We start from the raw sequence: 22265 nt of genomic DNA on the forward strand, positions 1-22265 counted from the left end.
GCTACTCAGCTTCGTCGGTGAGCCTTTGGCGAATGTCCAGCAACTTCGGCAATTGTTCGAAGAAGACGTCCACGACAGCCGGGTCGAAATGACGTCCCCGTTCCTCTCGGAATAGATTCTCGATTTTCTCAATGGGCCATGCCGCCTTGTATACCCGTTCTGCGCTTAACGCGTCGAATACGTCGGCAACGGCCGTAATCCGGCCGAAAATGTGGATATCCTCGCCTTTCCTGCCCGCCGGGTATCCATTGCCGTCCCACTTCTCATGATGCTGCTCCGCGACGATCGATGCTGTGCGCAGGAGCTCTCGCTTGGATCCCCGGAGCAATTGGTGGCCGATCTTCGTATGCGATTTGATAATATCGTATTCTTCCTCGGTTAATTTTCCCGGCTTATTCAATACCGCATCCGGAATGGCGACTTTACCGATATCGTGCATGGGAGAGGCGGTTCTAAGCAATTCGGCCTGACTCGCGCTGAGTCCAAGTCCGATCGCTAGAACATAAGAGTATTCCGCGACGCGTTTCACGTGGTTCCCGGTTTCCTTGGAACGAATCTCGCCGACCTCGCCCATCGTGGAGATGATCTCACGCTGCGTATCGATAATTTCCTGGTGAAGCATGACGGATTCCAGCGATTTGCCGGCGTAGGAGGCGGCCAAAGACAGCAATTCGAGATCCCGGGCAGTGAAATATCCTACGGCCGTCAGCTTGTTGATGGCCTGATAAGCACCGATAATCTCTCCGTCATTGTTACGGAAAGGGACGGTGATGATCGATTTCGTATGGTAACCGGTCTTCCGGTCATTCTCGTCGTTATGCCTAGGATCGTTATAAGCATCCTCAATGATGATCGGTTCCCCGGATAGGACCGCGCTGCCCACCAACCCTGTTCCGAAGGGGATGCGGATTTCGTCAACGCCATGGGCGACGGTCGTGTAAAGCTGATGGTTGGGTTCGTCGATCAGCCAAACGGTGCATCTATCGGATAAGATCATTTCCCGGCCCATATCCGCCATGTGGACAAGCACCGCATTCAATTTCCGCTCGCTGGCGATCTTGGCCGTATAATCGAATATAATTCGCAGCAAGTCTTCCGGGGTCAGCTCTTTTTTAACCAAGTTAATCCACTCCTTAGCCATTCCCTATCCCTTATTCGCGGGAATCTTGTCGAATCCTGCTTAATCCCTCCAAATAATTGGAACGGAAGATGATCTTATCCCTCCTTAGTTGTTTCACTCCCTTACTTTGGTAGAATTTGCTCTTACAATAAGGGAGTAAGCAGCAAACACAAATCTTTGGGAGGTCTACCAAGTGAAAAGAAACGTAATGGTCATCCTTACCCTGATTCTCGCAATGTCGACAATGTTGGCGGCGTGCGGCGGAAAGAATAACAACAACGAAGCTTCTTCCCCGGCCGCATCGCCTAGCGCTTCTCCGAGCGCACCGGCTTCGGAGTCCGCTTCCCCAAGCGAAGAAACCGTAGAGCCTTTCACGGTATCGCTTCGCCATATTCAAATCGGCGAACCGCAAAAATTCCGCAAAGCGATTCTCGACGAAGTCGTTAAACGTTCCGAAGCGGAAGTTCCGGGCGTGAAATTCGAACTCGACGGTATCGAGGATGCAGTCAACCGCTTCACGAAGCTTCCTGCCGAGATGGCTGCAGGCAACCCTCCGAAAATCTTCGACTTATTCGGCGGTAACGCTGACGCGTTGAAATACGCGAAAGCAGGTCGTCTGCTCGACTTGACGCCAATCCTTGATGAACTGGGCATTAAAGACAAGTTCCTTAACGTATTCGGCCAATTCACGTTGGACGGCAAAATCTACGGCTTGCCGATCGGCGGTTCCGTAGAGGGCGTATTCTATAACACCGAAATTTTCCAAGCGAACGACTTGAACGCTCCTACGACTTGGGATGACCTGGTTAAAGCGGCAGACGCATTGAAAGCTAAAGGAATTACGCCTTTCGCAATGGGATCCCAAGCAGCTTGGGTACCGAATATGCTCGTAGGCACATTGGTCGGCCGCTTCGCTAACGGATTCCCGAACGGAATCGTAACCGGCGAAGTAAAATGGAACTCTCCGGAAGTCGTTGGAGCACTCTCCCTGTACCAAGATTGGGTTAAAAACGGTTACTTCACTAAAGGCGAGCTTGGCAAATCCTACGATGATATGCTGAATGACTTCGCTGCCGGCAAAGCAGGCATGATGTTCGACGGCAGCTGGCGTTCGTCCGCGTTCAAAGAAGGCGCGGTAGCAGCTTCCATGACCGGTAAAGTCGGTTTCGTAGCATTGCCTGCCCTTCCTAACGCCGCTGGCGACCAAACCTCGCTTAACGCAAACTTCAGTAACGGTTATGGCTTCTCTTCAGATCTGGACGAGAACGAGCTGAAAGCAGTTAAATCTTTCATCAAAAACCTGTACAACGACGAAATGCAGCTGCGCGGATTGCTTGAAGACGGCGTTCTTCCTTCCATGAAGCTGTCCGACGAGTCTTTGGCGAAAGTTACGGATCCGGTTGTTAAACAAGTTCTTGACGTGATGAAAGCAGCCGGTTCGACGTTCGTTCACTTCGATGCGATCGCTCAAAAACCCGTATACAGCGAAACCGAACTTCAATTGCAAAAACTGATCGCCGGTAAAGCGACTGCTCAAGAATTCGGCGACGCGGTCCAAAAGGTACAGGAAGTAGAAAACGCGAAATAATCGTAATCTATAGATATAAAGATTATCCATCTAGCTGGAAGTTTGGTAAGGAGGCACCACCCGCCCAGAGGGGGTGGGCCTTCTTCTCCATAGCGGGGAGGAACCATGAAAAACGCGCTCAGAAATCCTGCATCCTACTTAATGTTCATCATTCCAACGATTGCACTGTACGGGTTGTTTTTCCTGTATCCCATGTTCTCTTCCGTCGTTTATGCGTTTACGAACTGGAACGGTTTGGAGGAAACGAAGTTCATCGGCATGGCGAATTTCGAAACGGCGTTCGGAGATTCGAATTTCCGCAGCGCCATAATCAACAACATGTATTTCATCGTTTTCTCGGTAGGACTTCAGGTCCCGATCATCGTATTGCTTGCGCTGTTGATCAGCAACGTTAAACGTTTTAAGGGCTTTTACAAAACGACGGTATTCATTCCGTCCATTCTGTCCACATCCGTTATCGGGATTTTGTGGGGCTTCATCTATGATCCGGACATTGGACCGATCTCGGCAGCGCTCAAGTTCTTCGGCATCGAGCCCATCTATTGGTTGGCGGATTCGAAGTGGGCTATGATCGCTTTACTGCTCACGAATGCGTGGCAGTGGGTCGGCTTTTTTATTGTTTTAATCCTGGCGGCTATTCTCGCGATTCCCAAGGATATCGACGAAGCCGCAGCTATCGACGGTGCCAACGGCACGCAGCGCGCCTGGTACTTGACTATTCCGCTGATAAAACCGATTATCTCCGTTGTGGTCATGCTATCTATTGCCGGAGCGATGAGGGTAGTCGACATCGTCCTCGTCATGACGAACGGCGGTCCGGCAGGCACTACGGAAGTTATGGCTTCCTACATGGTGAATAAAGCGATCAAGTATGGCGATTACGGCTATGGCATGGCGCTGTCGATTATCATTTTCGCATTCGCGCTCGTATTCACCGCTATTTATCAGCTTACGCTCGGTAAGACGGAAAGGATTGAATACTGATGCCGGCCTCGATCAAAAAAACAATGCCTCACATCGTTTTGATGGCCTACGTCGTCATCATATTGTTCCCTTTCGTATTCGTCGTGTTTTCTTCCCTGAAGGAAAATAACGTTGAGATCTCGCAGGCACCGTTCGCCTTCCCGAAAGCCCTGTATTTCCAGAACTACGTAGACGCATGGGTACAAGCAAGCATCGACGTTTACTTCTGGAACAGCGCCTACCTCGGAATATCCTCGGCCGTCCTTGGCGTACTGCTGGCAGCCGGAACTTCATTCGCCCTCACGCGGATGAAATTCAAATTCACGAGCAAACTCATTTACCAGGTGATTTTGCTAGGGATGCTCATACCGGGTAACGTTCTGTTCATCGCGCAGTACATTCTGATGATGGATCTGCACATCTTGGGCAAGCATTGGGCTTTGTTCTGGCCATATACCGCGGGGGCGCTGCCATTTAGCGTATTGCTCATCTCCGCATTCATGAAAGCCATTCCTGCCGAACTGGAGGAAGCGGCAATCATCGACGGGTTGAGCGCTCCGGGATTGTTCGCGCGCATCGTCTTGCCGCTTACGGTGCCTGCGCTAGTTACCGTGTTCATCATCAACTTCCTCGGGAACTGGAACGAATATTTGCTTGCTAGCTTCTTTATCAGCAAAGATGCTCTTCGTACGTTGCCGACCGGGATGGTCGGTTTCCGGGACGCTTACCAGACGAACTATGCCTTGATCTGTACGGGGATCGTATTCAGCGTAACTCCGGTATTGGTCCTGTATGCTTTCTTGCAGGAGCAGATCATCGAAGGAATTACGGCGGGTAGCGTCAAAGGTTGATTGGATCGGAAGTTAGAAAAAAATGGCGTCGTCCCGAATTAGGGGACGGCGCCATTTTTATGTTATAACGAGGATAAAGGATAGAAGCAACCAAGAGGAGGTCGTTCATCCGTGCACGTTCATTCTTTTCCGCCCATCGTCGATTCAGGAGCCCGGATGTTGATTCTGGGCAGCATGCCCGGCGTCGCGTCCTTGAAGGCCCATCAGTATTACTGGAATCCGCGCAACTATATGTGGCGGATTCTATATGCGTTATTCGGCAAAGGTCAGGAGCCTGATGAGGAATACGAGAACAGAATATCGTTCGCCCTTCGAAACGGCATCGCATTATGGGACGTCATTGCCAGCTGCGAGAGGGAAGGGAGCCTGGATAGCAACATCAGGCTCGCGGTTCCCAACGACATTCCGGGTCTGCTCGAGAGATATCCGAACATCGCGGTTATCGTTTGCAACGGCACGAAGTCCTACGCCGAACTGAACAAGCATTTCGGCAAACATCCGGAGCTATTGAAGCGCAAGATCGTCCGCATGCCTTCGACGAGTCCGATTCCGACGAGGGATTATCGCGGATTGGACGATCGTCTAGAGGCATGGAGGGCAATTACCAGCCTTGACGTTTGCGCAAGGACGTGATGTGCGCCGCGTCGCGTTTATTACTTCGTTAGCTGTTCCATCTGTTCGATTAGTCCTTCGAACACGCTCATCGCTTGGCGGATCGGCTCAGGCGTGGACATATCGACTCCGGCTTCCTTCAGAATGTTGATGGAGTAGTCTTTTCCGCCGCTCTTCAGGAATCCGAGGTAACGTTCGACCGCCGGTTCGCCTTCGTCCAAGATCTGCTTGGCAAAGCTCGTCGCCGCGGAGAATCCCGTCGCGTATTTGTACACGTAGAAGCTATTGTAGAAGTGGGGAATACGCGCCCATTCCATCTCGATATCTTTGTCGACGACCATACCTTTGCCGTAGTAGTTCAGGTTGAGATCATAATAGATCGAGCTGAGCTCCTGAGGGGTCAGCGCTTCGCCGTTTTCCGCTTTCTCGTGAATGATTTTCTCGAATTCCGCGAACATCGTCTGACGGAAAACGGTCGTCCGGAATTGATCCGCATAATAAGTGAGGAGGTACATTTTCTCCTTCGGATCCGTCGACTTCTCCAGCAGGTTGTTCATGAGTAACGCTTCGTTTAGAGTGGAAGCGACCTCGGCCAAGAAGATCGTATATTGCGCATCGCGGTAATCGTTGCTTTTATCCGAATAATAAGAATGCAACGCGTGGCCCATCTCATGCGTTAACGTGAACATGCTGTTCAGATTGTCGTTATGGTTGAGCAGCACGTAAGGGTGGGTTCCGAACGCTCCCCAACTGTAAGCGCCGCTTCGTTTGCCCTCGTTCTCGTAGATGTCGATCCAACCGCCTTCGAAACCTTCTTGAAGCACCTTGCGGTAGTCATCCCCTAGCGGAGCTAGGCTTTCATAGACTTTGGTTTTTGCTTGCTCGTAACTGATTTCCATGTCGAACTCTTCAACGAGCGGAGCGAATAAATCGTACATATGTAACTCGTCCAGCTTGAGCAGCTTTTTACGTAAATCCATGTACCGGTGCATAAGGGGCAAATATTCATGAATGGTGGAAATCAAATTATCGTACACGGACTGCGGGATGTTGTCTCCGAACAGCGACATTTCAAGAGCCGACGGATAATGACGAGCTTTGGCATAGAAAAGATTCTTGGTCACGTTGGCATTCAGGGTGGATGCGAGTGTGTTTTTCCACTTGCCGTAAGTGTCGTACATCGCTTTGAAAGCGTCGCGCCGTACTTCTTGGTTTTTGCTTTCCAGGAACTGAATGTAACGGCCGTGCGTTAATTCGACTTCCTCGCCTTGCTCATTCTTGACCTTAGGGAACTTCAGATCGGCATTGTTCAGCATCCCGAATATCGTACCCGGCGCTTGAGAGACGTTGCCGGCTTGAGCAAGAAGAGATTCCTCGTTCTTGGACAAGATATGCGGCTTTTGGCGAAGCATCTCTTCCAGCGTACGCTTGTATTTCGCTAAGGACGGATCCGCAATAAGGCCGGTTAGTTGTTGCTCCGACAGGCTTAAAATTTCCGGCGTGATGAAGGAGGTGGCTTCGCTAACCTCTACGCTTATTTTCTTGGATTTATCCGACAAAGCTTGATAGGTAGGCTCGGCGGTATCCTCGTGGTGGCGCATGTTGGCGTATACGTAGAGTCTTTCGGTCAAGAGAGAGATTTCGTCATCTAAGGCAAAGCAGCTCGCGATGGATGACGCATCCTTGAGTTTGCCTTGATAGCTAGAGATTTCGCCGATAAGGCCCTTTACGCGACTGAATTCGGCGTTCCAAGCGGCTTGGTTCGGATACAGATCTTCCAGTTTCCAACGGTGCTCCTGCGGGGTTTCGGTTCTTTTGGCTACTTGTTTCATGGGCAAATTCAACCTCCTAGATAAAGTATCGTGTGCAGCGGTCGCAGATGTGCAAAGCAATGAAATGGCCACCATCGAGGCGGTCAACGTCAGGACATACGGTTTCATGGAACGCCTCCGGTAAGGAATGAGTTACCATAATAGTATGATCCTGGCGCTAGGTGCCTATCCGGAAGAAGCTGTACACGATCAGGAAGAAAGCAAATATCACGAGTAAAATGGACGTGATCGCCATCGGCCTGCGCAGGGGCTCGGGAATCCGCTCCCTGGACATGATTAGAATGACCGCCAAGCTGAAGGACGCAATAATAAAAATAATACTCGCTTCGGTGTTCATTAACGAAAACCTCTTTCCCCAGTTGTGGGTTATATGCTTTTCAATTTCTCCATCGTTTCGCGAAGACCTTCTTCGCCATCGGGGAAATCTGTGGCGAGGAACCGTTTCTCCGCCCAATCCATCATTTCGGGACGGCTAATGAATTTGTGGCAGACTTCTCCCCATTGATCCGATATTTCCCTGACGACAAGCGTTTTTCCTTGAACTTCTACAGTCAGCATATTGTAGTTATCGTGCTTATAGACGGTGTGTTTTGTAAACATGTTAGTCTCCTGATCTGGGCAGTTTTGCCGTTTTTCTCATCATAGAAGAGATGAACTGAGAAATCAACGTAACGATGGAAAAAATAGGTTGACAGCACATGCGGCCACTATTTGTTTCTTTACGAGCTAAGAATCTATCCATAAATTTATATGTAATGGGAGAAATACCCTTTCATTACTGATATCTTTAGAGAGTTGGGCAACTTTGCGATGAAAGGGTCTCATCCTTCGGGATCAACGTTCATTCTAGTCCCAAGTCACTTGCTGCGCATGGTTAAAAGGGTTAAAAGTCAAGGTTGAATATATTGCAGAAAAGGGTAATTTCGGTTATAATTATCTTATTCGCCGACTGACGGCGAGATTTTAGGAGGTTTTTCATTTGAGAGGAACAGTAAAGTGGTTTAACGCGGAGAAGGGCTACGGTTTTATCTCCATCGAAGACGGAAATGATGTATTCGTTCATTTCTCTGCAATCCAAGGCGAAGGCTTCAAAACTTTGGAAGAAGGCCAAGCGGTAGAATTCGAAATCACGCAAGGCAACCGCGGTCCGCAAGCATCCAACGTGGTTAAGCTGTAAGTCACGCGAGCGCGTTGACTTATTATCATATCACGATCTAGCAAATCAACCCCTGGCGGCTGTCAGGGGTTTTCTCTTGATTACCTTTGACCTTGCCTCTGGCGAAGTGGTACACTATTTCTGGGTTTTTATCGATAATAAAGTTTCTCGGGGGTAAACGGTTATGCCAAAATTCAAGCTTTTTGCGGGCCGCAAAGGTAAAGCGGATCAAGCCAAAAACAATCGTTTCGTAAAGCTGGCACGTGAGATTTACGTACAAGCACGCAGGGGCGGTCTAAACCCTGAAGCCAATTACGGCCTCAAAACGGCGATTGCAAACGCGCGCGCGATCCAAATGCCCGCTGACAATATTGAAAGAGCGATAAAAAAAGCGGCCGGTGGGGCTGACAGCGTTGATTACGAAGAAATACTATACGAGGGATACGGACCAGGCGGCGTTGCCATCATGGTAAAGTGCCTTACTGATAACCGCAATCGCACTGCCGCGGACGTTCGCTCTATTTTCGGCAAGCGTGGAGGAAACCTGGGCGAGACGGGTTGCGTAGCCTATATGTTCGACCAGAAGGGCTTGCTTGTATTGACTCGAGAGGAAGACGATGGGCTTGACGAGGACAGCTTCATGATGGAAGCCCTGGAAGCAGGGGCGCAAGATGTCGTAAGCGAAGAAGGAAGTTTTGAAATCTTGACGGCGCCTGAAGATTTCGATAACGTCAAAAGCAATCTGGAAGCTGCCGGTTATAAATTCGAGACGGCGGGAGTTCGCTGGTTGCCGCAAAATACGGTAGCTGCCGATGGCGAGAACGCCGATAAGCTCCTAAAGATGATGGATGCCTTCGAGGACAACGACGACGTGCAGGACGTCTACCACAACTTTGAGATCAGCGATGACGAAATGAGCCGTTTGGGTTAATCCGCAATGGGTCATTCCCCGCATTCAGCTTTATCAGTATTCACTCTGTACCTAACAAGAGGCCGAAAGGCCTCTTTTTTCCTACTCTATCAAGCGATTGTTCGTTTTATTCTATATTCATTTAGTGAGTAAATTGTTGTGGAACAATACATAGTTAGCTTGTCTATTGCAGTAGAGGGGTCATGTTGGTTGTTATTTCGGAATCGAAATTCGTAGAAATAGCTTTCTCTACGACGCTCGGAAATGTGCCGATAATGCTTGCGAATGAACCGCTCAGCCTTCTTAAGCAATCTGAGCTTAGCTTTCTTCACGATGTGAGGGGTTTGTGGCTCATTGGGTATCCAAAAAGCGAAATACGCATCGTATTCGCCTTTATACATAGCGAGTCTGACATTATAAAGCAATAGCAAAGCGGTTCGGTAATTAAGTTTCAGCGTTTTGGAAATTTTGCGTGCGGAACATCTTTCCCCAGATGCAACCCAATAGAACGTTAGCAGCCAGTAACGGAGAGGGAGCTTCGTGCGGTGCATGATGGTATTGGATGTAGTTGAGGTCTGAGTCTTGCAATAAGAACATTCGAATAAATTTCGAGTTTTGATGTAGCTGTATTTGCTTTCCCCGCATTTCGTGCAAATAAAGCCGCGGGGCCACCGGACTTGGAACAAATAATCCCTGCAAGCTTGTTCATCGGGGAAGCGTTCCATGAATTTTCGAATGGACATTAGACGTATAACTGCCACATCCTCTTGAAAATACGAATATATGTTCCTGTTAATTTCATTATACAGAACACATGTTCCCTTTTCAATACTTTTTTTATAAATATTTCAGATTTTTTTGGTTTGATTACCCGATAATAAGCTCCTGAGTCATCTGCATATATAGTTTCTACGAAAGGTATATGCAGATGGCTCAGGAGAAGGCGAAAAGTGAGACATTCGTTAGAATCAAGGGAACGGTGTGTGCAGATGGCTCAGGAATCGATGAAAGGTGAGACGATCGTTAGAATTAAGGGAACGGTGTGTGCAGATGGCTCAGGAGACACCAAATGGAGTTTAGATCATTGGTTGAGTAGAGGAATTAGAATTGAGAGGTGAGAGTGGCGAGAAGTAACTTGTTAAAGGGAAAAGCCGCCAACCACGAAGGTTGGCGGCTTCTATTAGTGTAACTGCTTAAGCAGTTGTACCAGCAACACCAGCTGGCTCTAACATTTGAACTTTATTGATCGTCCCTCCGCCAAGGCAAGTATCGCCTTCGTAGAAAACGACTGCTTGGCCGGGGGTGATCGCTTTCTGTGGAGCATCGAATTCTACGAGATAGGTTCCGTCATCATGAGGAGTAATCGTAACCCCCTGATCTGGCTGGCGATATCTGAATTTTGCTGTACACCTGATGGGCGATCTAGGTGTTTGCGGGCTGATCCAATTGACGCCAGCAGCGGTTAGGCTTACGGAATAGAGGCTCGTGTGAGTATCCCCTTGCACGACGTACAAGGTATTGCTATCTAAGTCTTTGCTGGCAACGAACCAAGGCTCCCCATTGCCGGAGCCGCCAATACCAAGGCCTTGGCGTTGGCCTAGCGTGTAATACATGAGTCCGTCATGCCTGCCTTTTACTTCTCCGGACACAAGGTCTACCATGTTTCCTGGTTTCGCGGGCAAGTATTGGCTCAGAAACTCTTTGAAGTTGCGTTCGCCTATAAAGCAAACGCCGGTGCTATCTTTCTTCTTGGCGGTCGCGAGACCGGCTTCTTCCGCGATTTTGCGGACGTCCGGCTTGTTGAGATGGCCAATCGGGAACATCGCCTTTGCAAGCTGCGACTGATTCAAAGCATGCAGGAAGTACGACTGGTCTTTGTTCGTGTCGACGCCGCGCAACAGCTCGTATTTGCCGTCCCGAAGCTCAACGCGCGCATAATGGCCGGTTGCGATGACTTCTGCGCCTAAATCCAATGCCTTCTGCAGAAATTCGCCGAATTTGATCTCCCGGTTACACATGACGTCCGGATTTGGCGTCCTGCCGCGCCGATATTCCTCAAGAAAATATTCGAATACCTTATCGCGATATTCCTCTTCGAAATTGACCGTATAATAAGGGATTCCGATCTGATTGCACACCCGACGTACGTCCTCGGCATCTTCCTCCGCGGTACACACGCCGAACTCATCGGTATCGTCCCAATTTTTCATGAATACCCCGACCACGTCGAAGCCTTGCCTTTTCAACAGGAGCGCCGTAACCGAGGAGTCTACTCCTCCGGACATGCCCACGACGACGCGAACCTTGGATGGATCAGGGAACCTATCTGCAATAGAAGCCATAGAAGCCTCTGCATTACTCATAACTCATCTCTCCTTACTGCTAGCTTTTCCGATTACCTTCTTATTTTATCACAATCCCTATGATTTCTCATGTGAGGCGGGTCCTTCATGAATATGTCACGTTTTTTTTGACCACAAAGGAAATAGTTGTGATAACATAGATTTATTATGGGGATACCCTCCATTTAACTATGCGATTAAGACACATGGTAAACAATTCTATGCTTAGCGCATGAAAGCAGGTGTTCTCTTGAAAATTTCGACGAAAGGCCGCTACGGCTTGACAATCATGATGGAACTTGCGGCTAAATTCGGCGAAGGGCCGATTTCCTTAAAAAGCATAGCGGAGAAGAATGGTCTTTCCGAGCATTATTTAGAACAATTAATCGCTCCGCTCCGCAATGCGGGGCTCGTCAAGAGCGTTAGGGGAGCCTATGGCGGCTATATTTTGTCCAAAGATCCGGAAACGATCACCTCGGGAGACGTGATCCGCATTCTGGAAGGTCCCATAAGTCCCGTTGATTTTACGGAGGAAGACGACCCTGCGAAACGCGACCTGTGGTTGCGAATTCGCGACAGCATAGCAGAGGTTCTCGACTCGACGACGCTGCAAGACCTAATCTCCTATAAAGGCGCGGACGAGCTCGACAATTACATGTTCTACATTTAGAAGAAGGTGCAAGGGCATGAACTCCATCTATTTTGATCACGCGGCGACGACGGCCATGAGCCCGGAAGCGCTCGAAGCTTACATTGAGGCAGCCACTGCAGGTCCGGGGAATGCTTCGAGCCTGCATGCTCATGGGCGAACCGCTAAAGAAAGGATTTCCTTGGCCAGAGACTTATTCGCAAGTCTATTGCAGTGCGAAGCCTCGGAAATTATATTTACGGGCAGCGGAACGGAAAGCGACAATTCCGCTTTGTACGGTGCGGCCTATGCTCAGCGCAAACGAGGTCGAAACCGTATCGTAACGACAGCGGTCGAGCATCACGCCGTATTAAACGCATGCCGTCATCTAGAAACTCAAGGATTTTCCTTGACGGTATTGCCTGTGGACGAATACGGGCGCGTCGAATTATCGGATGCGATGGCCGCGATCGATGATACGACGGCGATCGTCAGCGTAATGGCGGGCAATAATGAAACCGGGACGATACAGCCGATTGCCGAAATCGGCGAATGGGCTCGCAAGCATAAAGCGGTAATGCATGTCGACGCGGTACAAGCCTTTGGTTATCTCGAAATAAACCTAAAGGAACTTCCTATCGATCTCTTAAGCCTGTCCGCCCATAAAATTAACGGGCCGCAAGGCGTGGGATTGCTCTACGTGCGCAAGGGAACTCCGTTTCAACCGACGCTTTACGGCGGATCCCAAGAGCGTAACAGAAGGGCCGGAACGGAGAACGTGCCCGGCATCGTCGCTTTCGCTAAGGCGGCGGAACTTGCATGCGGACAGCTTCAACGGAGAAGGAACCATGCGGAGGAAGTCCGCGGAGCTTTACTCGTCAAGCTACAAGAAGAGCTTGGACCAGGCCAATTCGTCATGAATGGTCACCCGGATGAGCGGCTCCCGCACATTCTAAATTTGAGCTTCGCCGGCATCTCATCCGAAAGCATGCTGATGAATCTCGATTTGGCGGGGGTTTCCGCTTCCGGCGGATCGGCGTGCACTTCGGGGTCCTTAAAACCTTCGCATGTTTTGTCGGCGATGAAAATTTCTTCCGAAAGAGTGTCATCTGCCGTACGATTTAGCTTCGGTTTGGGCAATACTAGGGAAGAAGCCAATAAAATGGCGAAAATAACTGCAACCATTTCCGCTCGTTTGCGTAATAGATAACAAGCGCAGGAAATGTTAGGAGCCCGGTTATGATCCAAGTGGAGCGGGTTCTCGGCTTGCCGGTGCTGCTCGAAAGCGGTAAATGCATTGGGAAAGTCAAAGACCTATGGTTCGACGAGTTCTGGAGCTTGGTAGGAATTGTCCTAGACAAGCATGCCCGTTCCGGCCTCATACGCAAAATGCCCAAGATCGTCTATTGGGAAGATATCGTTCACTGCGGTGAGGATGCCCTGTTGATTCGCGACAGTACGGTAATTGCCATTAAAGACAGCAGGCAACTGTTACGGACTTTCCATACGGGTGTCGTGCGGCTGAAATGCATGCCGGTCTACACGATTGAGGGACAACATTTAGGTGAAGTATCGGACGTTTACGTTAAGACGACCGAGGGTACACAAATAATAGGATATGAATTAACAGACGGTTTTCTTGCGGACTTATTCGAGGGAAGGCGGAAATTATTCCTGCCGGAATCACCCGAGAATATAACGTTGGGCGAGGATGCCATCTTGGTACCGGCTTCTTACGAGCGGATACTTACGAGAGACCATACGGTGGAAAGTGACAGGTGAAGACGGATGATGAGATGCCCGAATTGCAGTTCCAAAGACATCGGTAAAATCGGTTCCCATCAATTTTATTGTTGGAGCTGTTTTATCGAACTAACGGTGAACGGCGAAAAAATGTCGGTGTACCAAGTCGAAGAAGATGGGACACTAAGCTCCCTAGACGATTTATTTTTTGAGGAGCCCATTCCGGCTCAGATTCAAGCGAACGGAATGTAAGATCGGAACACATGCGAAACATCGAGCACTCTGCCCCTCCTTTGGGAGGAACAGGGTGCTTTTTTATTTGACATGGTTTACCTGCATGGACAAGTACATATACTAGAAAAGAACGTGAAAAGCCTGTTGTTGGGTAATCGGGAGGTGGGGAAGATGGGCCGGTTCGCTCAGAGCCGATTGTTTACTGTGCTTGTCTACGCCATACTTTTCTTGCTGGTAATGTTCCTTATCGTCTTAGTGCGGCCAATGCTCATGTCCGTCTATGATTTTCTAAAAGCGGTGCTGGCTCCGTTTCTCGTCGCGATGGTGATCTCTTATACGCTTAATCCGATCGTAAACCTGCTTCACGACCGGAAAGTACCGCGAACGGCTGCGGTCCTGCTTATTTATGCGGTATTCATATCCGTATCCGTCGTGATCCTGATGAACGTCATTCCGATGTTCATGAATCAGGTTGAGGAACTGAATGAGCATATGCCGGATTTAACGATGAGAGCGCAAAGCATAGTGGATCATTTCAACAACAACAAGCTTCTGCCGGGGACCGTAAGAGAAGGAATCAATAGCTCGATCAGCAGCTTGGAAAAGCAAGTCGAACAGCGGATCGCGGATTTTCTGAACAATATCGGCGCCGTAGTGAACGTTCTATTCATCGCGATGATCGTGCCGTTTCTGGCTTTTTACATGATGAAGGACCTGGATGTGTTCGAACGCGCGGCATTGCAATACGTCCCCCGCGCTAGGCGCAAGCATGCGGTTAGACTCATGAAGGACATCGACGCGGCATTGGGGAGTTACATACGCGGACAGCTGATCGTATCCGTATGCATCGGAGTGTTGGCTTATATAGGATACTTGATAATTGGGATGCCGTATCCATTGCTCATGGCCGGGTTTGTCTCGTTATTTGACATCATTCCCTACTTGGGTCCTTTCTTCGGTGCATTACCCGCGTTGCTCATGGCCACTACGATTTCTTGGAAAATGGTGCTGATGGTCATTATCGTCAACATGATCTGCCAGAACCTTGAAAGCAACGTGATCAGTCCACAAGTCGTCGGGAGATCGATGAAAATGCATCCTCTTACGATTATTTTGGTGCTGTTAATCGGAGGGGAGCTTGCGGGCGTATTGGGATTGATACTGGCGGTTCCTTTTTACGCGGCTTTGAAAGTCGTCGTCCAGCATGTATCTGCCTACTACATTCACAGAAAAACCGTTTGACAGCAAAGAAATACGTTGTCTATAATTTATATAATCAGCATATTTGCAAAACGATGACGAAACATAAGTACTTCGTAGTCCGCATGACCAGAGAGAAGATTCCGCGCGCGTTTCATGGATCGAAGTCCGATCCCGCGAACGTCGCTTGGCTGAGAGAATCTTCGGTGCGAAGGGCGAGGGAAGCTAGTTTCGGAGTGCGGATTGAAGTCCGCCGGCGAGGGCCGTTATCCCGGCAAGAGGAGATTGCATGCTTAACGATGCAATAACCAGGGTGGTACCGCGAAGATCTTCGTCCCTGATTTCAGGGGCGTTTTTTTATTTTTTTGGAGCTATATTGAGGAGGAACAACCTAATGAAACCGATGAAAGCAGCAGAAATCCGCAGTAAATGGTTAGCGTTCTTCGAAAGCAAAGACCATAAAATCGAACCAAGCTCGCCGCTTGTTCCGCATAACGATCCATCACTGCTATGGATTAATGCCGGAATGGCTCCGCTAAAGGCTTATTTCGACGGCCGCGTAATACCGGAAAATCCAAGAATCGCGAATTCGCAGAAGTGCATCCGTACGAACGATATCGAGAACGTAGGTAAAACTCGCCGTCACCATACTTTCTTCGAGATGCTCGGCAACTTCTCCATCGGGGACTACTTCAAGGAAGAAGCGATCACGTGGGCGTGGGAATTCCTGACGGGTCCGGAATGGATCGCGTTCGACCCCGAAAAATTGTCCGTAACGGTGTACCCGGAAGATGAAGAAGCTTATCGCATCTGGAACGAAAAAATCGGGCTTCCGCACGAACGGATTGTCAAGCTGCAGGACAATTTCTGGGATATCGGCGAAGGTCCTTGCGGACCCTGCACGGAAATCTTCTACGACCGAGGGGATAAATACGGCGATCTATCCGATCCCGATGTCACGACCGGCGGGGAGAACGAGCGTTTCCTGGAAGTATGGAACGTAGTGTTCTCGGAATTCAATCATAACAAGGACGGCAGCTATACGCCGCTTCCCAATAAGAACATCGATACGGGAGCGGGACTCGAAAGATTTGCATCGATTTTGCAGGATGTAGACTCCAACTTCGACACCGATCTCTTCATGCCGATCATCGAGCGGGCCGGCGCAATTGCCGGAGTAACTTATAAAACGAACGAAGAGCAGGACGTAGCCCTCAAAGTCATCGCCGACCACATTCGGACGGTAGCATTCTCCGCGGGCGACGGCGTACTTCCTTCCAATGAGGGTCGCGGTTACGTCATACGCAGATTATTGCGCCGCGCGGTCCGTTACGGCAAGGTGCTGGGCATTGACCGTCCGTTCTTATGGGAGTTGACGCCTACCGTGGGCGAAATCATGGGAAGCTATTATCCGGAAGTGTTGGAAAAACGCGAATTCATCGAAAAAGTTATCCGCACGGAGGAAGAGCGTTTCCATGAGACGCTGACGGACGGATTGGCGATATTGGCGGATCTATGCCAGAAGGCTCGCGCGGAAGGCCGTTTGGTGATCTCCGGGCCGGATGCCTTCAAGTTGTACGATACGTACGGCTTCCCGTTCGACCTGACGGAAGACTATGCGACCGAGCAAGGCATGACCGTCGATCGGGCCGGTTTCGACTCCTCGATGCAAGAGCAGCGCGATCGTGCGCGCGCAGCCCGTCAGGAAACGGACAGCATGAAGGTGCAAGGCGGACCATTGGCTGAATATACCGAGAAAAGCGAATTCGTAGGATATGAAAACCTGACGGCCGAGGTGCGCGTCATCGCCATCGTAGCCGACAATCAATTCGTCGAAGTTGCCGGCGTAGACGAGAAAGTATTGGTCGTGTTAGACCGCACGCCTTTCTATGCGGAGAGCGGCGGACAGGTTAGCGATAGCGGTATTCTATTCGGTAACGGCGTAAATGCGGTGGTTAGCGGATTAAGCAAAGCTCCGCATGGCCAGTCCGTACATCAAGTCATCGTTACGAGCGGTATTTTGCGGGTCGGCGATACGTTAACGGCATCCGTTAACGCATCGGAGCGCAGCGACATCGTTCGCAATCATACCGCGACGCACTTGCTCCACAGAGCTTTGAAAGACGTGCTCGGCGAGCACGTCAATCAAGCGGGCTCGCTCGTAGAGCCCGAGCGCCTGCGTTTCGATTTCTCGCATTTCGGCGCGATCACGGCCGAAGAGCTTGCTGAAGTCGAGCGCCGCGTGAACGAACAAATCTGGATCGGCACTGAGCTCGATATCGGCTTCAAGCCGATTGCAGAAGCTAAGGCCATGGGCGCGATGGCGCTGTTCGGGGAGAAATACGGCGATATCGTTCGCATCGTCCGCGTTGGCGACTATAGCTTGGAGCTTTGCGGCGGATGCCATGTCCGGAACACGTCGCAAATCGGATTGTTCAAGCTGATCAGCGAAGGCGGAATCGGCTCCGGCGTACGCCGGATCGAGGCCGTGACCGGACGAAATGCCTACAACTATATGGATGACCAACTGAACGTCCTCAAAGGCGCCGCAGCTCAACTGAAATGCGGAGTAGCCGACGTAACGAAGCGGATCGAGGCCGTGCAAGCTGAAGTTCGCCAGCTGCAACGCGATAACGAATCGCTCCAAGGCAAGCTTAGCCGCTTGGAAGCGGCCGACCTCGTCTCCGCGGCGCAAACCGTCGGCGGCGTCACCTTGCTTGCCACCCAAGTGAACGTCGGCGGCATGGATGCCCTTCGCGGCGTTGCCGACGAGCTTAAGCTCAAGCTCGGCTCCGCCGTTCTCGTGCTCGGTTCCGTCTCCGACGACAAGGTCAACTTGGTCGTCGCCGTAACGCCCGACCTCGTGCAGAAAGGCCTGCACGCGGGCAAGCTAATCAAAGACATCGCCGCCATCACCGGCGGCGGCGGAGGCGGCAAGCCGGAGCTCGCGCAAGCCGGCGGCAAGGATCCTTCCAAGCTGTCCGATGCTTTGGCAGCAGCCGAGAAATTGGTTTTGGCTCAACTGGCAGGAAAGTAAGTTTGCTTTAGGCTATCGACCGCAGGGAGGGAGTAAAGGTATCTCTCGTAAGAGTTTACGTCCGCCTCTTGGAGCCCATTGCCACCTTGTAATCTCATCAAGGCATCAGAAACACCGGGGCCCCCGCAAAGTAATCGGAATCAGCTTCGTTAGCATCAGGGTCACTTTGTGGGGTAAAAGAGTTGCGGCTGAAGAGAGATACCTTTGCGGACTCCCCATTACGTCGATAAATGTAGCCACTAATTTCCTGTCCACAAAAGATTATGTTATTATAATGAAAAGTGCTTAAGAGTTTGTCAGTGAAAGCGAGGTGCTGGAGATGAGCTCGTCGGACAAAAATCACATGGACCAGACCGTCAAATTCGACGTCGTGGCCGATCCACATGAAGTATCCGCCCGTGATATTTTGTTTACCGTGCATGATGCCTTGGTGGAGAAAGAGTATCATCCTATCAATCAGATTGTCGGCTATTTGCTCTCGGGCGATCCCGCCTATATTCCGCGCCACAACAACGCTCGAAGTCTGATCCGCAAGAAGGAACGCGACGAATTGATCGAAGAGCTCGTTCGTTTTTACCTTCAGCAGAACCGGTAACCGATGCGCATTATGGGGTTGGATTACGGGGAAAGACGGATCGGCGTCGCGATGAGCGATTTGTTCGGCTGGACGGCCCAAGGTCTTGAAGTTATCGACCAGAAGATCGTCACCGATCCGATGGCGCGCATAGCTGAATTAATCAAACAATACGAAGTCGAGTCGATTGTCGTAGGATTGCCGAAAAACATGAACGGAACCGTCGGTCCAAGTGGTGAATATTGCATTGCATTCGCGGAAAGCCTTAAGCAAACACTATCCTTACCTGTACAGCTTTGGGATGAAAGGCTGACTACAGTATCGGCGGAACGCGCGTTGCTCGAAGCAGACGTCAGCAGGCGCAAGCGTAAATTAGTCATCGATAAGATGGCGGCGGCTATATTACTGCAAAGTTATCTTGATTCCATTTCGAAATGAGGGAATAGCCATGACAGATACGATTAACAACAACGACGACAATAACGAAGAAGAAGCGGAAATTATTTACATCCCCGACGACGAAGGCAACGACGAAGCATTCGAGGTCATCATGCGGTTTGAGCTTGACGACGGAACGGACCGCAAATATATGATGGTCGTACCGGCCGAAGAGGATGGCGACGAAGAGCAGGAAGTATTCGCTTTCCGTTATGACGAAGAGAATGACGAAATCAAGCTCTACCCCATCGAAGATCAAGCGGAATGGGACATGGTCGAGGAAACCTTTAATACCTTGATCGGTGAGTTCGATGCCCAATAAGCTATCAGACTTGAGACAACAATATGGGGATTCCGTTGAGCTGGTTACGGACGATGGCTCATCGCTAACCTTCCGAATCCTTGCAGAACTAACCGTTCAAGGCAGCCAATACGCGATCTTGCAATCGGAATCCATGAAGCAAGAGGATGAGATTGAAGTATTCAAGATCGTCGCCGACGACAATGGCGAAGCGCAGCTCGAAACGGTTACGGACGCGGAAGAGTGGGAGCTCGTCGAGGAAGCCTACGATGACTCTCAATTTGGAAATGACGACCAGCCTTGAATAGGTGGATGAAGAGCGGGCGACCGCTCTTTTTTACGAATTAAGGCTTGCTGGAGGGGAAAAAGAGTGGATAGAGATGATGAGCCGACATCAGGATGGAAATCCATATACGGCAACAAGGTGACCGGGGATGAAGACAATTCAAAGGGCACGAACGAGACGGCGGCGTCTACGGAGACAAGCAGACTCTCTTCCTATGCGAATGGGCCGGCAAGTCCGACTCGCAACGAAGCGGCGTCAGTCCATAGCACCAAGCAGGAAACTCCGCGCGCGACGACAGTTTCGTCCGATCGCCGTCGCAAGCCGCGTGTTTTGCTTTGGTCCTTCTTGATCGCTCTCGGAATGGTATTGTCTGTAACCGGCGGACTTTTATTTTATTTATGGAATGGACTGCGCCCGCCCGCGGCATCCTCTACCCCCGTCCAGATTACGATTAGTTCGGGGATGCGCGCGCAGAAGGTCGCGGATGTGCTTGAACAAAGCGGACTTATTCGGAGTGCTTTCCTTTTTAGCGGTTGGTTGAAGATCGAAGGCGAAGGCTCGCGATTCCAAGCGGGAGTATATGAGCTGACGCCGGGAATGACCCGCGAACAAATCGTGGCCAAGTTGAATAACGGCGATATCGTAGCTGCCGCGACTATTCGGTTTACGATTCCGGAAGGGTTCACGGTCCAACAAATGGCCGCAAGGTTATCCGAAACGGCCGGCGTTGATAAAGCTAAGTTCTTGGAAGTTGCGGGAAAACCAGAGCTATTGACCGGATCCATGTGGACCAAGACATTGCCGACCGACAATAGTCTGAGGTTCCCGCTTGAGGGATATCTCTTCCCGGAAACCTACGAAATGAAGCGGGGAAGCACGGAAGCCGACATCATCAATAGAATGCTAGCAGAGCTTGATCACAAGCTCGATCAATTACCCGAAGATTGGCAGAGCACTTTGGAGGAGCGAGGGCTTACCGTCCATCAATTGCTTACGATTGCTTCCTTGGTAGAGCGCGAAGTCGTGGTCGATGATGAACGGCCGATCGTATCCGGCGTCATACAGAATCGCTTGAAAGAAAAGATGCCGCTGCAGATCGACGCTACGATTCAATATTTGCTCGATAAACAGAAGGAACGTCTGCTCGAGGAAGATCTGAAGGTCGAAAGTCCATACAATACTTATTTGAACGCCGGATTGCCGCCTGGACCGATCGCCACGCCGAGCTTGAAGTCGATTGAAGCTGCGCTCTATCCAGAGGAATCGGATTACTTTTATTACGTAACCAAGAAAGACGGAACGAACACTCATTTGTTCGCGGTTACGTACAAGCAGCATCAGAAGAACATACAGCTTAGCGAGAAAAACGTAAAAAAATAATAAAGACGCGTTCGTGAGAACGCGCCCCGACCCGGCGAGCTTGGCTAGGCTTCCTAACATAGGAGTCTTGCTCAGAACGCCGGGTCGAAGACTTCCCGGAGGTGTATTCCCATTTCTGCCGTTATTCCAGAGTTGCAAATCTCCGTTGGTTCCATCGAGCAAATGGAACGATATATTAATGCCGGCGCAACGGCGGTATTGATCGGCGAATCCCGTTATGGTATGAGGCAACCAGGTGAAATCGGTGCCGATCACATAAAGGAAGCGGTCACCGCGGCCCATCGGCTAGGAGCTAAAGCATACGTGAACATGAATAAACTGTACCGTAACGATGAGCTTGGTTCTCTACCTGAATACTTAACCTTGGTTAAGGATGCTGAAGCCGATGCTATCGTTTTCGGGGACCCGGCCGTATTAATGAACTTAAGGCAGTATGCACCGGAACTGAAATGGTTCTGGAATGCCGAGATGACAGGCACGAACTCAAGCGCCGCTGCCTACTGGGGACGTCGAGGGGCTGCCCGCGCGGTCCTTGCGAGAGAGCTGAACGAGGAAGAGATCGCTGATTTGAAGAGCAAAGCGGAAATGGAAATCCAAATCCAAGCGCACGGGATGACCAATATTTATCATTCGCATCGCAATCTCATTCAAAGTTATTTAGAACATCTTGGACGCGAGGCTACGTTAGTTCGTAAAGGGGCGGATCAAGGGTTATTCCTCGTCGAAGCGGAACGTCCTGACGAGAAATTTCCCGTATACGAGGATGACAACGGCACCCACGTCATGAGCCCGGACGACATATGCTTGTTGGAAGCGTTGCCGGAGCTTATCGCCGCGGGAGTGGATAGTTTATTTGTTGAACCCCTGCTGAAATCGGATGCTTATAATGAAACCGTGCTGAAGAGTTACAGACAGGCTTTGGATCTCTGGCAGCGGAAACACGACGAGTACGTTTTCAATAACCAATGGCTGACCGCGATACGGAAGTTGCAAAATCCCGATAGGGAGCTTGGATTCGGCTTCCTTTATAAGGAACAAGTTTATTAATGAAGAATGCAAGGAGGGCTTGA

The 22265-nt window shown here is 50.3% G+C and carries 24 protein-coding genes; 18 read left to right on the forward strand and 6 right to left on the reverse strand.

Features of this window, described 5'->3' with window-relative positions; genetic code table 11:
- Position 1: 1 nt before the first annotated feature.
- Positions 2 to 1141, reverse strand: coding sequence for an HD domain-containing phosphohydrolase (locus E2980_RS00440; RefSeq protein ID WP_135150158.1), 1140 nt, complete (start codon positions 1139 to 1141; stop codon positions 2 to 4).
- A gap of 172 nt (positions 1142 to 1313) precedes the next feature.
- Here E2980_RS00440 and E2980_RS00445 point away from each other — a divergent pair, with 172 nt between their 5' ends.
- From E2980_RS00445 to E2980_RS00460, 4 genes are all read left to right on the forward strand, one after another.
- A complete protein-coding gene (locus tag E2980_RS00445) occupies positions 1314 to 2708 on the forward strand; it encodes an extracellular solute-binding protein (RefSeq protein WP_135150159.1) in 1395 nt (464 codons plus the stop codon).
- 105 nt (positions 2709 to 2813) lie between these two features.
- Positions 2814 to 3692: a carbohydrate ABC transporter permease gene (locus tag E2980_RS00450; protein ID WP_135150160.1), complete on the forward strand. Its 879-nt coding sequence runs from the start codon at positions 2814 to 2816 to the stop codon at positions 3690 to 3692.
- Positions 3692 to 4522, forward strand: a complete 831-nt coding sequence (locus E2980_RS00455; protein WP_135150161.1) for a carbohydrate ABC transporter permease — start codon at positions 3692 to 3694, stop codon at positions 4520 to 4522. Before E2980_RS00450 ends, E2980_RS00455 begins: the two co-directional genes overlap by 1 nt.
- A gap of 111 nt (positions 4523 to 4633) precedes the next feature.
- Entirely contained in the window at positions 4634 to 5155 is a 522-nt protein-coding gene (locus E2980_RS00460) for a DNA-deoxyinosine glycosylase (RefSeq protein ID WP_240702784.1), read from the forward strand.
- 20 nt (positions 5156 to 5175) lie between these two features.
- On the opposite strand, the gene pepF is transcribed toward E2980_RS00460, so the two are convergent.
- The 3 genes from pepF to E2980_RS00475 form a co-directional block, all read right to left on the reverse strand.
- On the reverse strand, positions 5176 to 6966 hold the full coding sequence (pepF, locus tag E2980_RS00465; protein WP_135150432.1) for an oligoendopeptidase F: 1791 nt from the start codon (positions 6964 to 6966) through the stop codon (positions 5176 to 5178).
- 157 nt (positions 6967 to 7123) lie between these two features.
- Positions 7124 to 7303 (reverse strand): hypothetical protein, encoded by a 180-nt coding sequence (locus E2980_RS00470; protein ID WP_135150162.1) that lies wholly within the window; start codon positions 7301 to 7303, stop codon positions 7124 to 7126.
- Between the two features lie 29 nt (positions 7304 to 7332).
- On the reverse strand, positions 7333 to 7566 hold the full coding sequence (locus tag E2980_RS00475) for a hypothetical protein (protein ID WP_135150163.1): 234 nt from the start codon (positions 7564 to 7566) through the stop codon (positions 7333 to 7335).
- A 379-nt stretch (positions 7567 to 7945) separates the two neighbouring features.
- Here E2980_RS00475 and E2980_RS00480 point away from each other — a divergent pair, with 379 nt between their 5' ends.
- Positions 7946 to 8143 (forward strand): cold shock domain-containing protein, encoded by a 198-nt coding sequence (locus tag E2980_RS00480; RefSeq protein ID WP_135150164.1) that lies wholly within the window; start codon positions 7946 to 7948, stop codon positions 8141 to 8143.
- Positions 8144 to 8306: 163 nt separating this feature from the next.
- Entirely contained in the window at positions 8307 to 9053 is a 747-nt protein-coding gene (locus tag E2980_RS00485; protein ID WP_135150165.1) for a YebC/PmpR family DNA-binding transcriptional regulator, read from the forward strand.
- An 89-nt stretch (positions 9054 to 9142) separates the two neighbouring features.
- Here E2980_RS00485 and E2980_RS25060 read toward each other — a convergent pair whose 3' ends face one another.
- Positions 9143 to 9775 (reverse strand): transposase, encoded by a 633-nt coding sequence (locus E2980_RS25060; RefSeq protein WP_135150166.1) that lies wholly within the window; start codon positions 9773 to 9775, stop codon positions 9143 to 9145.
- Positions 9776 to 10225: 450 nt separating this feature from the next.
- Positions 10226 to 11395 (reverse strand): tRNA 2-thiouridine(34) synthase MnmA, encoded by a 1170-nt coding sequence (gene mnmA, locus E2980_RS00495; protein ID WP_167746925.1) that lies wholly within the window; start codon positions 11393 to 11395, stop codon positions 10226 to 10228.
- Between the two features lie 229 nt (positions 11396 to 11624).
- Between mnmA and cymR the strand changes: the two genes are divergently transcribed.
- From cymR to E2980_RS00560, 12 genes are all read left to right on the forward strand, one after another.
- Positions 11625 to 12044 (forward strand): cysteine metabolism transcriptional regulator CymR, encoded by a 420-nt coding sequence (cymR, locus tag E2980_RS00500; protein WP_135150167.1) that lies wholly within the window; start codon positions 11625 to 11627, stop codon positions 12042 to 12044.
- 16 nt (positions 12045 to 12060) lie between these two features.
- Positions 12061 to 13212 carry a cysteine desulfurase family protein gene (locus E2980_RS00505; RefSeq protein WP_135150168.1) on the forward strand — a complete coding sequence of 384 codons (1152 nt, stop codon included), beginning with the start codon at positions 12061 to 12063 and terminating at the stop codon, positions 13210 to 13212.
- Between the two features lie 29 nt (positions 13213 to 13241).
- Positions 13242 to 13784, forward strand: a complete 543-nt coding sequence (locus E2980_RS00510) for a PRC-barrel domain-containing protein (protein WP_135150169.1) — start codon at positions 13242 to 13244, stop codon at positions 13782 to 13784.
- A gap of 6 nt (positions 13785 to 13790) precedes the next feature.
- Positions 13791 to 13997, forward strand: a complete 207-nt coding sequence (locus E2980_RS00515) for a hypothetical protein (RefSeq protein WP_135150170.1) — start codon at positions 13791 to 13793, stop codon at positions 13995 to 13997.
- A gap of 153 nt (positions 13998 to 14150) precedes the next feature.
- On the forward strand, positions 14151 to 15221 hold the full coding sequence (locus E2980_RS00520; RefSeq protein WP_135150171.1) for an AI-2E family transporter: 1071 nt from the start codon (positions 14151 to 14153) through the stop codon (positions 15219 to 15221).
- A gap of 361 nt (positions 15222 to 15582) precedes the next feature.
- Complete coding sequence (alaS, locus tag E2980_RS00530) at positions 15583 to 18216, forward strand: alanine--tRNA ligase (protein ID WP_135150434.1); 2634 nt, start codon at positions 15583 to 15585, stop codon at positions 18214 to 18216.
- Between the two features lie 319 nt (positions 18217 to 18535).
- Positions 18536 to 18811, forward strand: a complete 276-nt coding sequence (locus E2980_RS00535) for an IreB family regulatory phosphoprotein (protein WP_135150173.1) — start codon at positions 18536 to 18538, stop codon at positions 18809 to 18811.
- A 3-nt stretch (positions 18812 to 18814) separates the two neighbouring features.
- On the forward strand, positions 18815 to 19228 hold the full coding sequence (gene ruvX / locus E2980_RS00540) for a Holliday junction resolvase RuvX (RefSeq protein WP_135150174.1): 414 nt from the start codon (positions 18815 to 18817) through the stop codon (positions 19226 to 19228).
- A 10-nt stretch (positions 19229 to 19238) separates the two neighbouring features.
- Positions 19239 to 19550 carry a DUF1292 domain-containing protein gene (locus E2980_RS00545; RefSeq protein ID WP_135150175.1) on the forward strand — a complete coding sequence of 104 codons (312 nt, stop codon included), beginning with the start codon at positions 19239 to 19241 and terminating at the stop codon, positions 19548 to 19550.
- 10 nt (positions 19551 to 19560) lie between these two features.
- Positions 19561 to 19833: a DUF1292 domain-containing protein gene (locus tag E2980_RS00550; RefSeq protein ID WP_240702786.1), complete on the forward strand. Its 273-nt coding sequence runs from the start codon at positions 19561 to 19563 to the stop codon at positions 19831 to 19833.
- 66 nt (positions 19834 to 19899) lie between these two features.
- On the forward strand, positions 19900 to 21195 hold the full coding sequence (mltG, locus tag E2980_RS00555; protein ID WP_240702787.1) for an endolytic transglycosylase MltG: 1296 nt from the start codon (positions 19900 to 19902) through the stop codon (positions 21193 to 21195).
- Positions 21196 to 21357: 162 nt separating this feature from the next.
- Positions 21358 to 22242, forward strand: a complete 885-nt coding sequence (locus tag E2980_RS00560; protein WP_135150436.1) for a peptidase U32 family protein — start codon at positions 21358 to 21360, stop codon at positions 22240 to 22242.
- Positions 22243 to 22265: the final 23 nt, after the last annotated feature.

Origin of the sequence: Cohnella luojiensis (assembly GCF_004564235.1) — a bacterium.
GTDB lineage: Bacteria > Bacillota > Bacilli > Paenibacillales > Paenibacillaceae > Cohnella > Cohnella luojiensis.

What these genes read in the sequence shown, in the direction of transcription:
- E2980_RS00440 (WP_135150158.1), bottom strand. Translation starts at nt 1,141, where the DNA reads ATGGCTAAGGAGTGGATTAACTTGGTTAAAAAAGAGCTGACCCCGGAA.
- E2980_RS00450 (WP_135150160.1), top strand. Translation starts at nt 2,814, where the DNA reads ATGAAAAACGCGCTCAGAAATCCTGCATCCTACTTAATGTTCATCATT.
- E2980_RS00455 (WP_135150161.1), top strand. Translation starts at nt 3,692, where the DNA reads ATGCCGGCCTCGATCAAAAAAACAATGCCTCACATCGTTTTGATGGCC.
- pepF (WP_135150432.1), bottom strand. Translation starts at nt 6,966, where the DNA reads ATGAAACAAGTAGCCAAAAGAACCGAAACCCCGCAGGAGCACCGTTGG.
- E2980_RS00470 (WP_135150162.1), bottom strand. Translation starts at nt 7,303, where the DNA reads ATGAACACCGAAGCGAGTATTATTTTTATTATTGCGTCCTTCAGCTTG.
- E2980_RS00475 (WP_135150163.1), bottom strand. Translation starts at nt 7,566, where the DNA reads ATGTTTACAAAACACACCGTCTATAAGCACGATAACTACAATATGCTG.
- E2980_RS00485 (WP_135150165.1), top strand. Translation starts at nt 8,307, where the DNA reads ATGCCAAAATTCAAGCTTTTTGCGGGCCGCAAAGGTAAAGCGGATCAA.
- E2980_RS25060 (WP_135150166.1), bottom strand. Translation starts at nt 9,775, where the DNA reads ATGTCCATTCGAAAATTCATGGAACGCTTCCCCGATGAACAAGCTTGC.
- mnmA (WP_167746925.1), bottom strand. Translation starts at nt 11,395, where the DNA reads ATGAGTAATGCAGAGGCTTCTATGGCTTCTATTGCAGATAGGTTCCCT.
- E2980_RS00505 (WP_135150168.1), top strand. Translation starts at nt 12,061, where the DNA reads ATGAACTCCATCTATTTTGATCACGCGGCGACGACGGCCATGAGCCCG.
- E2980_RS00510 (WP_135150169.1), top strand. Translation starts at nt 13,242, where the DNA reads ATGATCCAAGTGGAGCGGGTTCTCGGCTTGCCGGTGCTGCTCGAAAGC.
- E2980_RS00515 (WP_135150170.1), top strand. Translation starts at nt 13,791, where the DNA reads ATGATGAGATGCCCGAATTGCAGTTCCAAAGACATCGGTAAAATCGGT.
- E2980_RS00520 (WP_135150171.1), top strand. Translation starts at nt 14,151, where the DNA reads ATGGGCCGGTTCGCTCAGAGCCGATTGTTTACTGTGCTTGTCTACGCC.
- alaS (WP_135150434.1), top strand. Translation starts at nt 15,583, where the DNA reads ATGAAAGCAGCAGAAATCCGCAGTAAATGGTTAGCGTTCTTCGAAAGC.
- E2980_RS00535 (WP_135150173.1), top strand. Translation starts at nt 18,536, where the DNA reads ATGAGCTCGTCGGACAAAAATCACATGGACCAGACCGTCAAATTCGAC.
- ruvX (WP_135150174.1), top strand. Translation starts at nt 18,815, where the DNA reads ATGCGCATTATGGGGTTGGATTACGGGGAAAGACGGATCGGCGTCGCG.
- E2980_RS00545 (WP_135150175.1), top strand. Translation starts at nt 19,239, where the DNA reads ATGACAGATACGATTAACAACAACGACGACAATAACGAAGAAGAAGCG.
- E2980_RS00560 (WP_135150436.1), top strand. Translation starts at nt 21,358, where the DNA reads ATGGAACGATATATTAATGCCGGCGCAACGGCGGTATTGATCGGCGAA.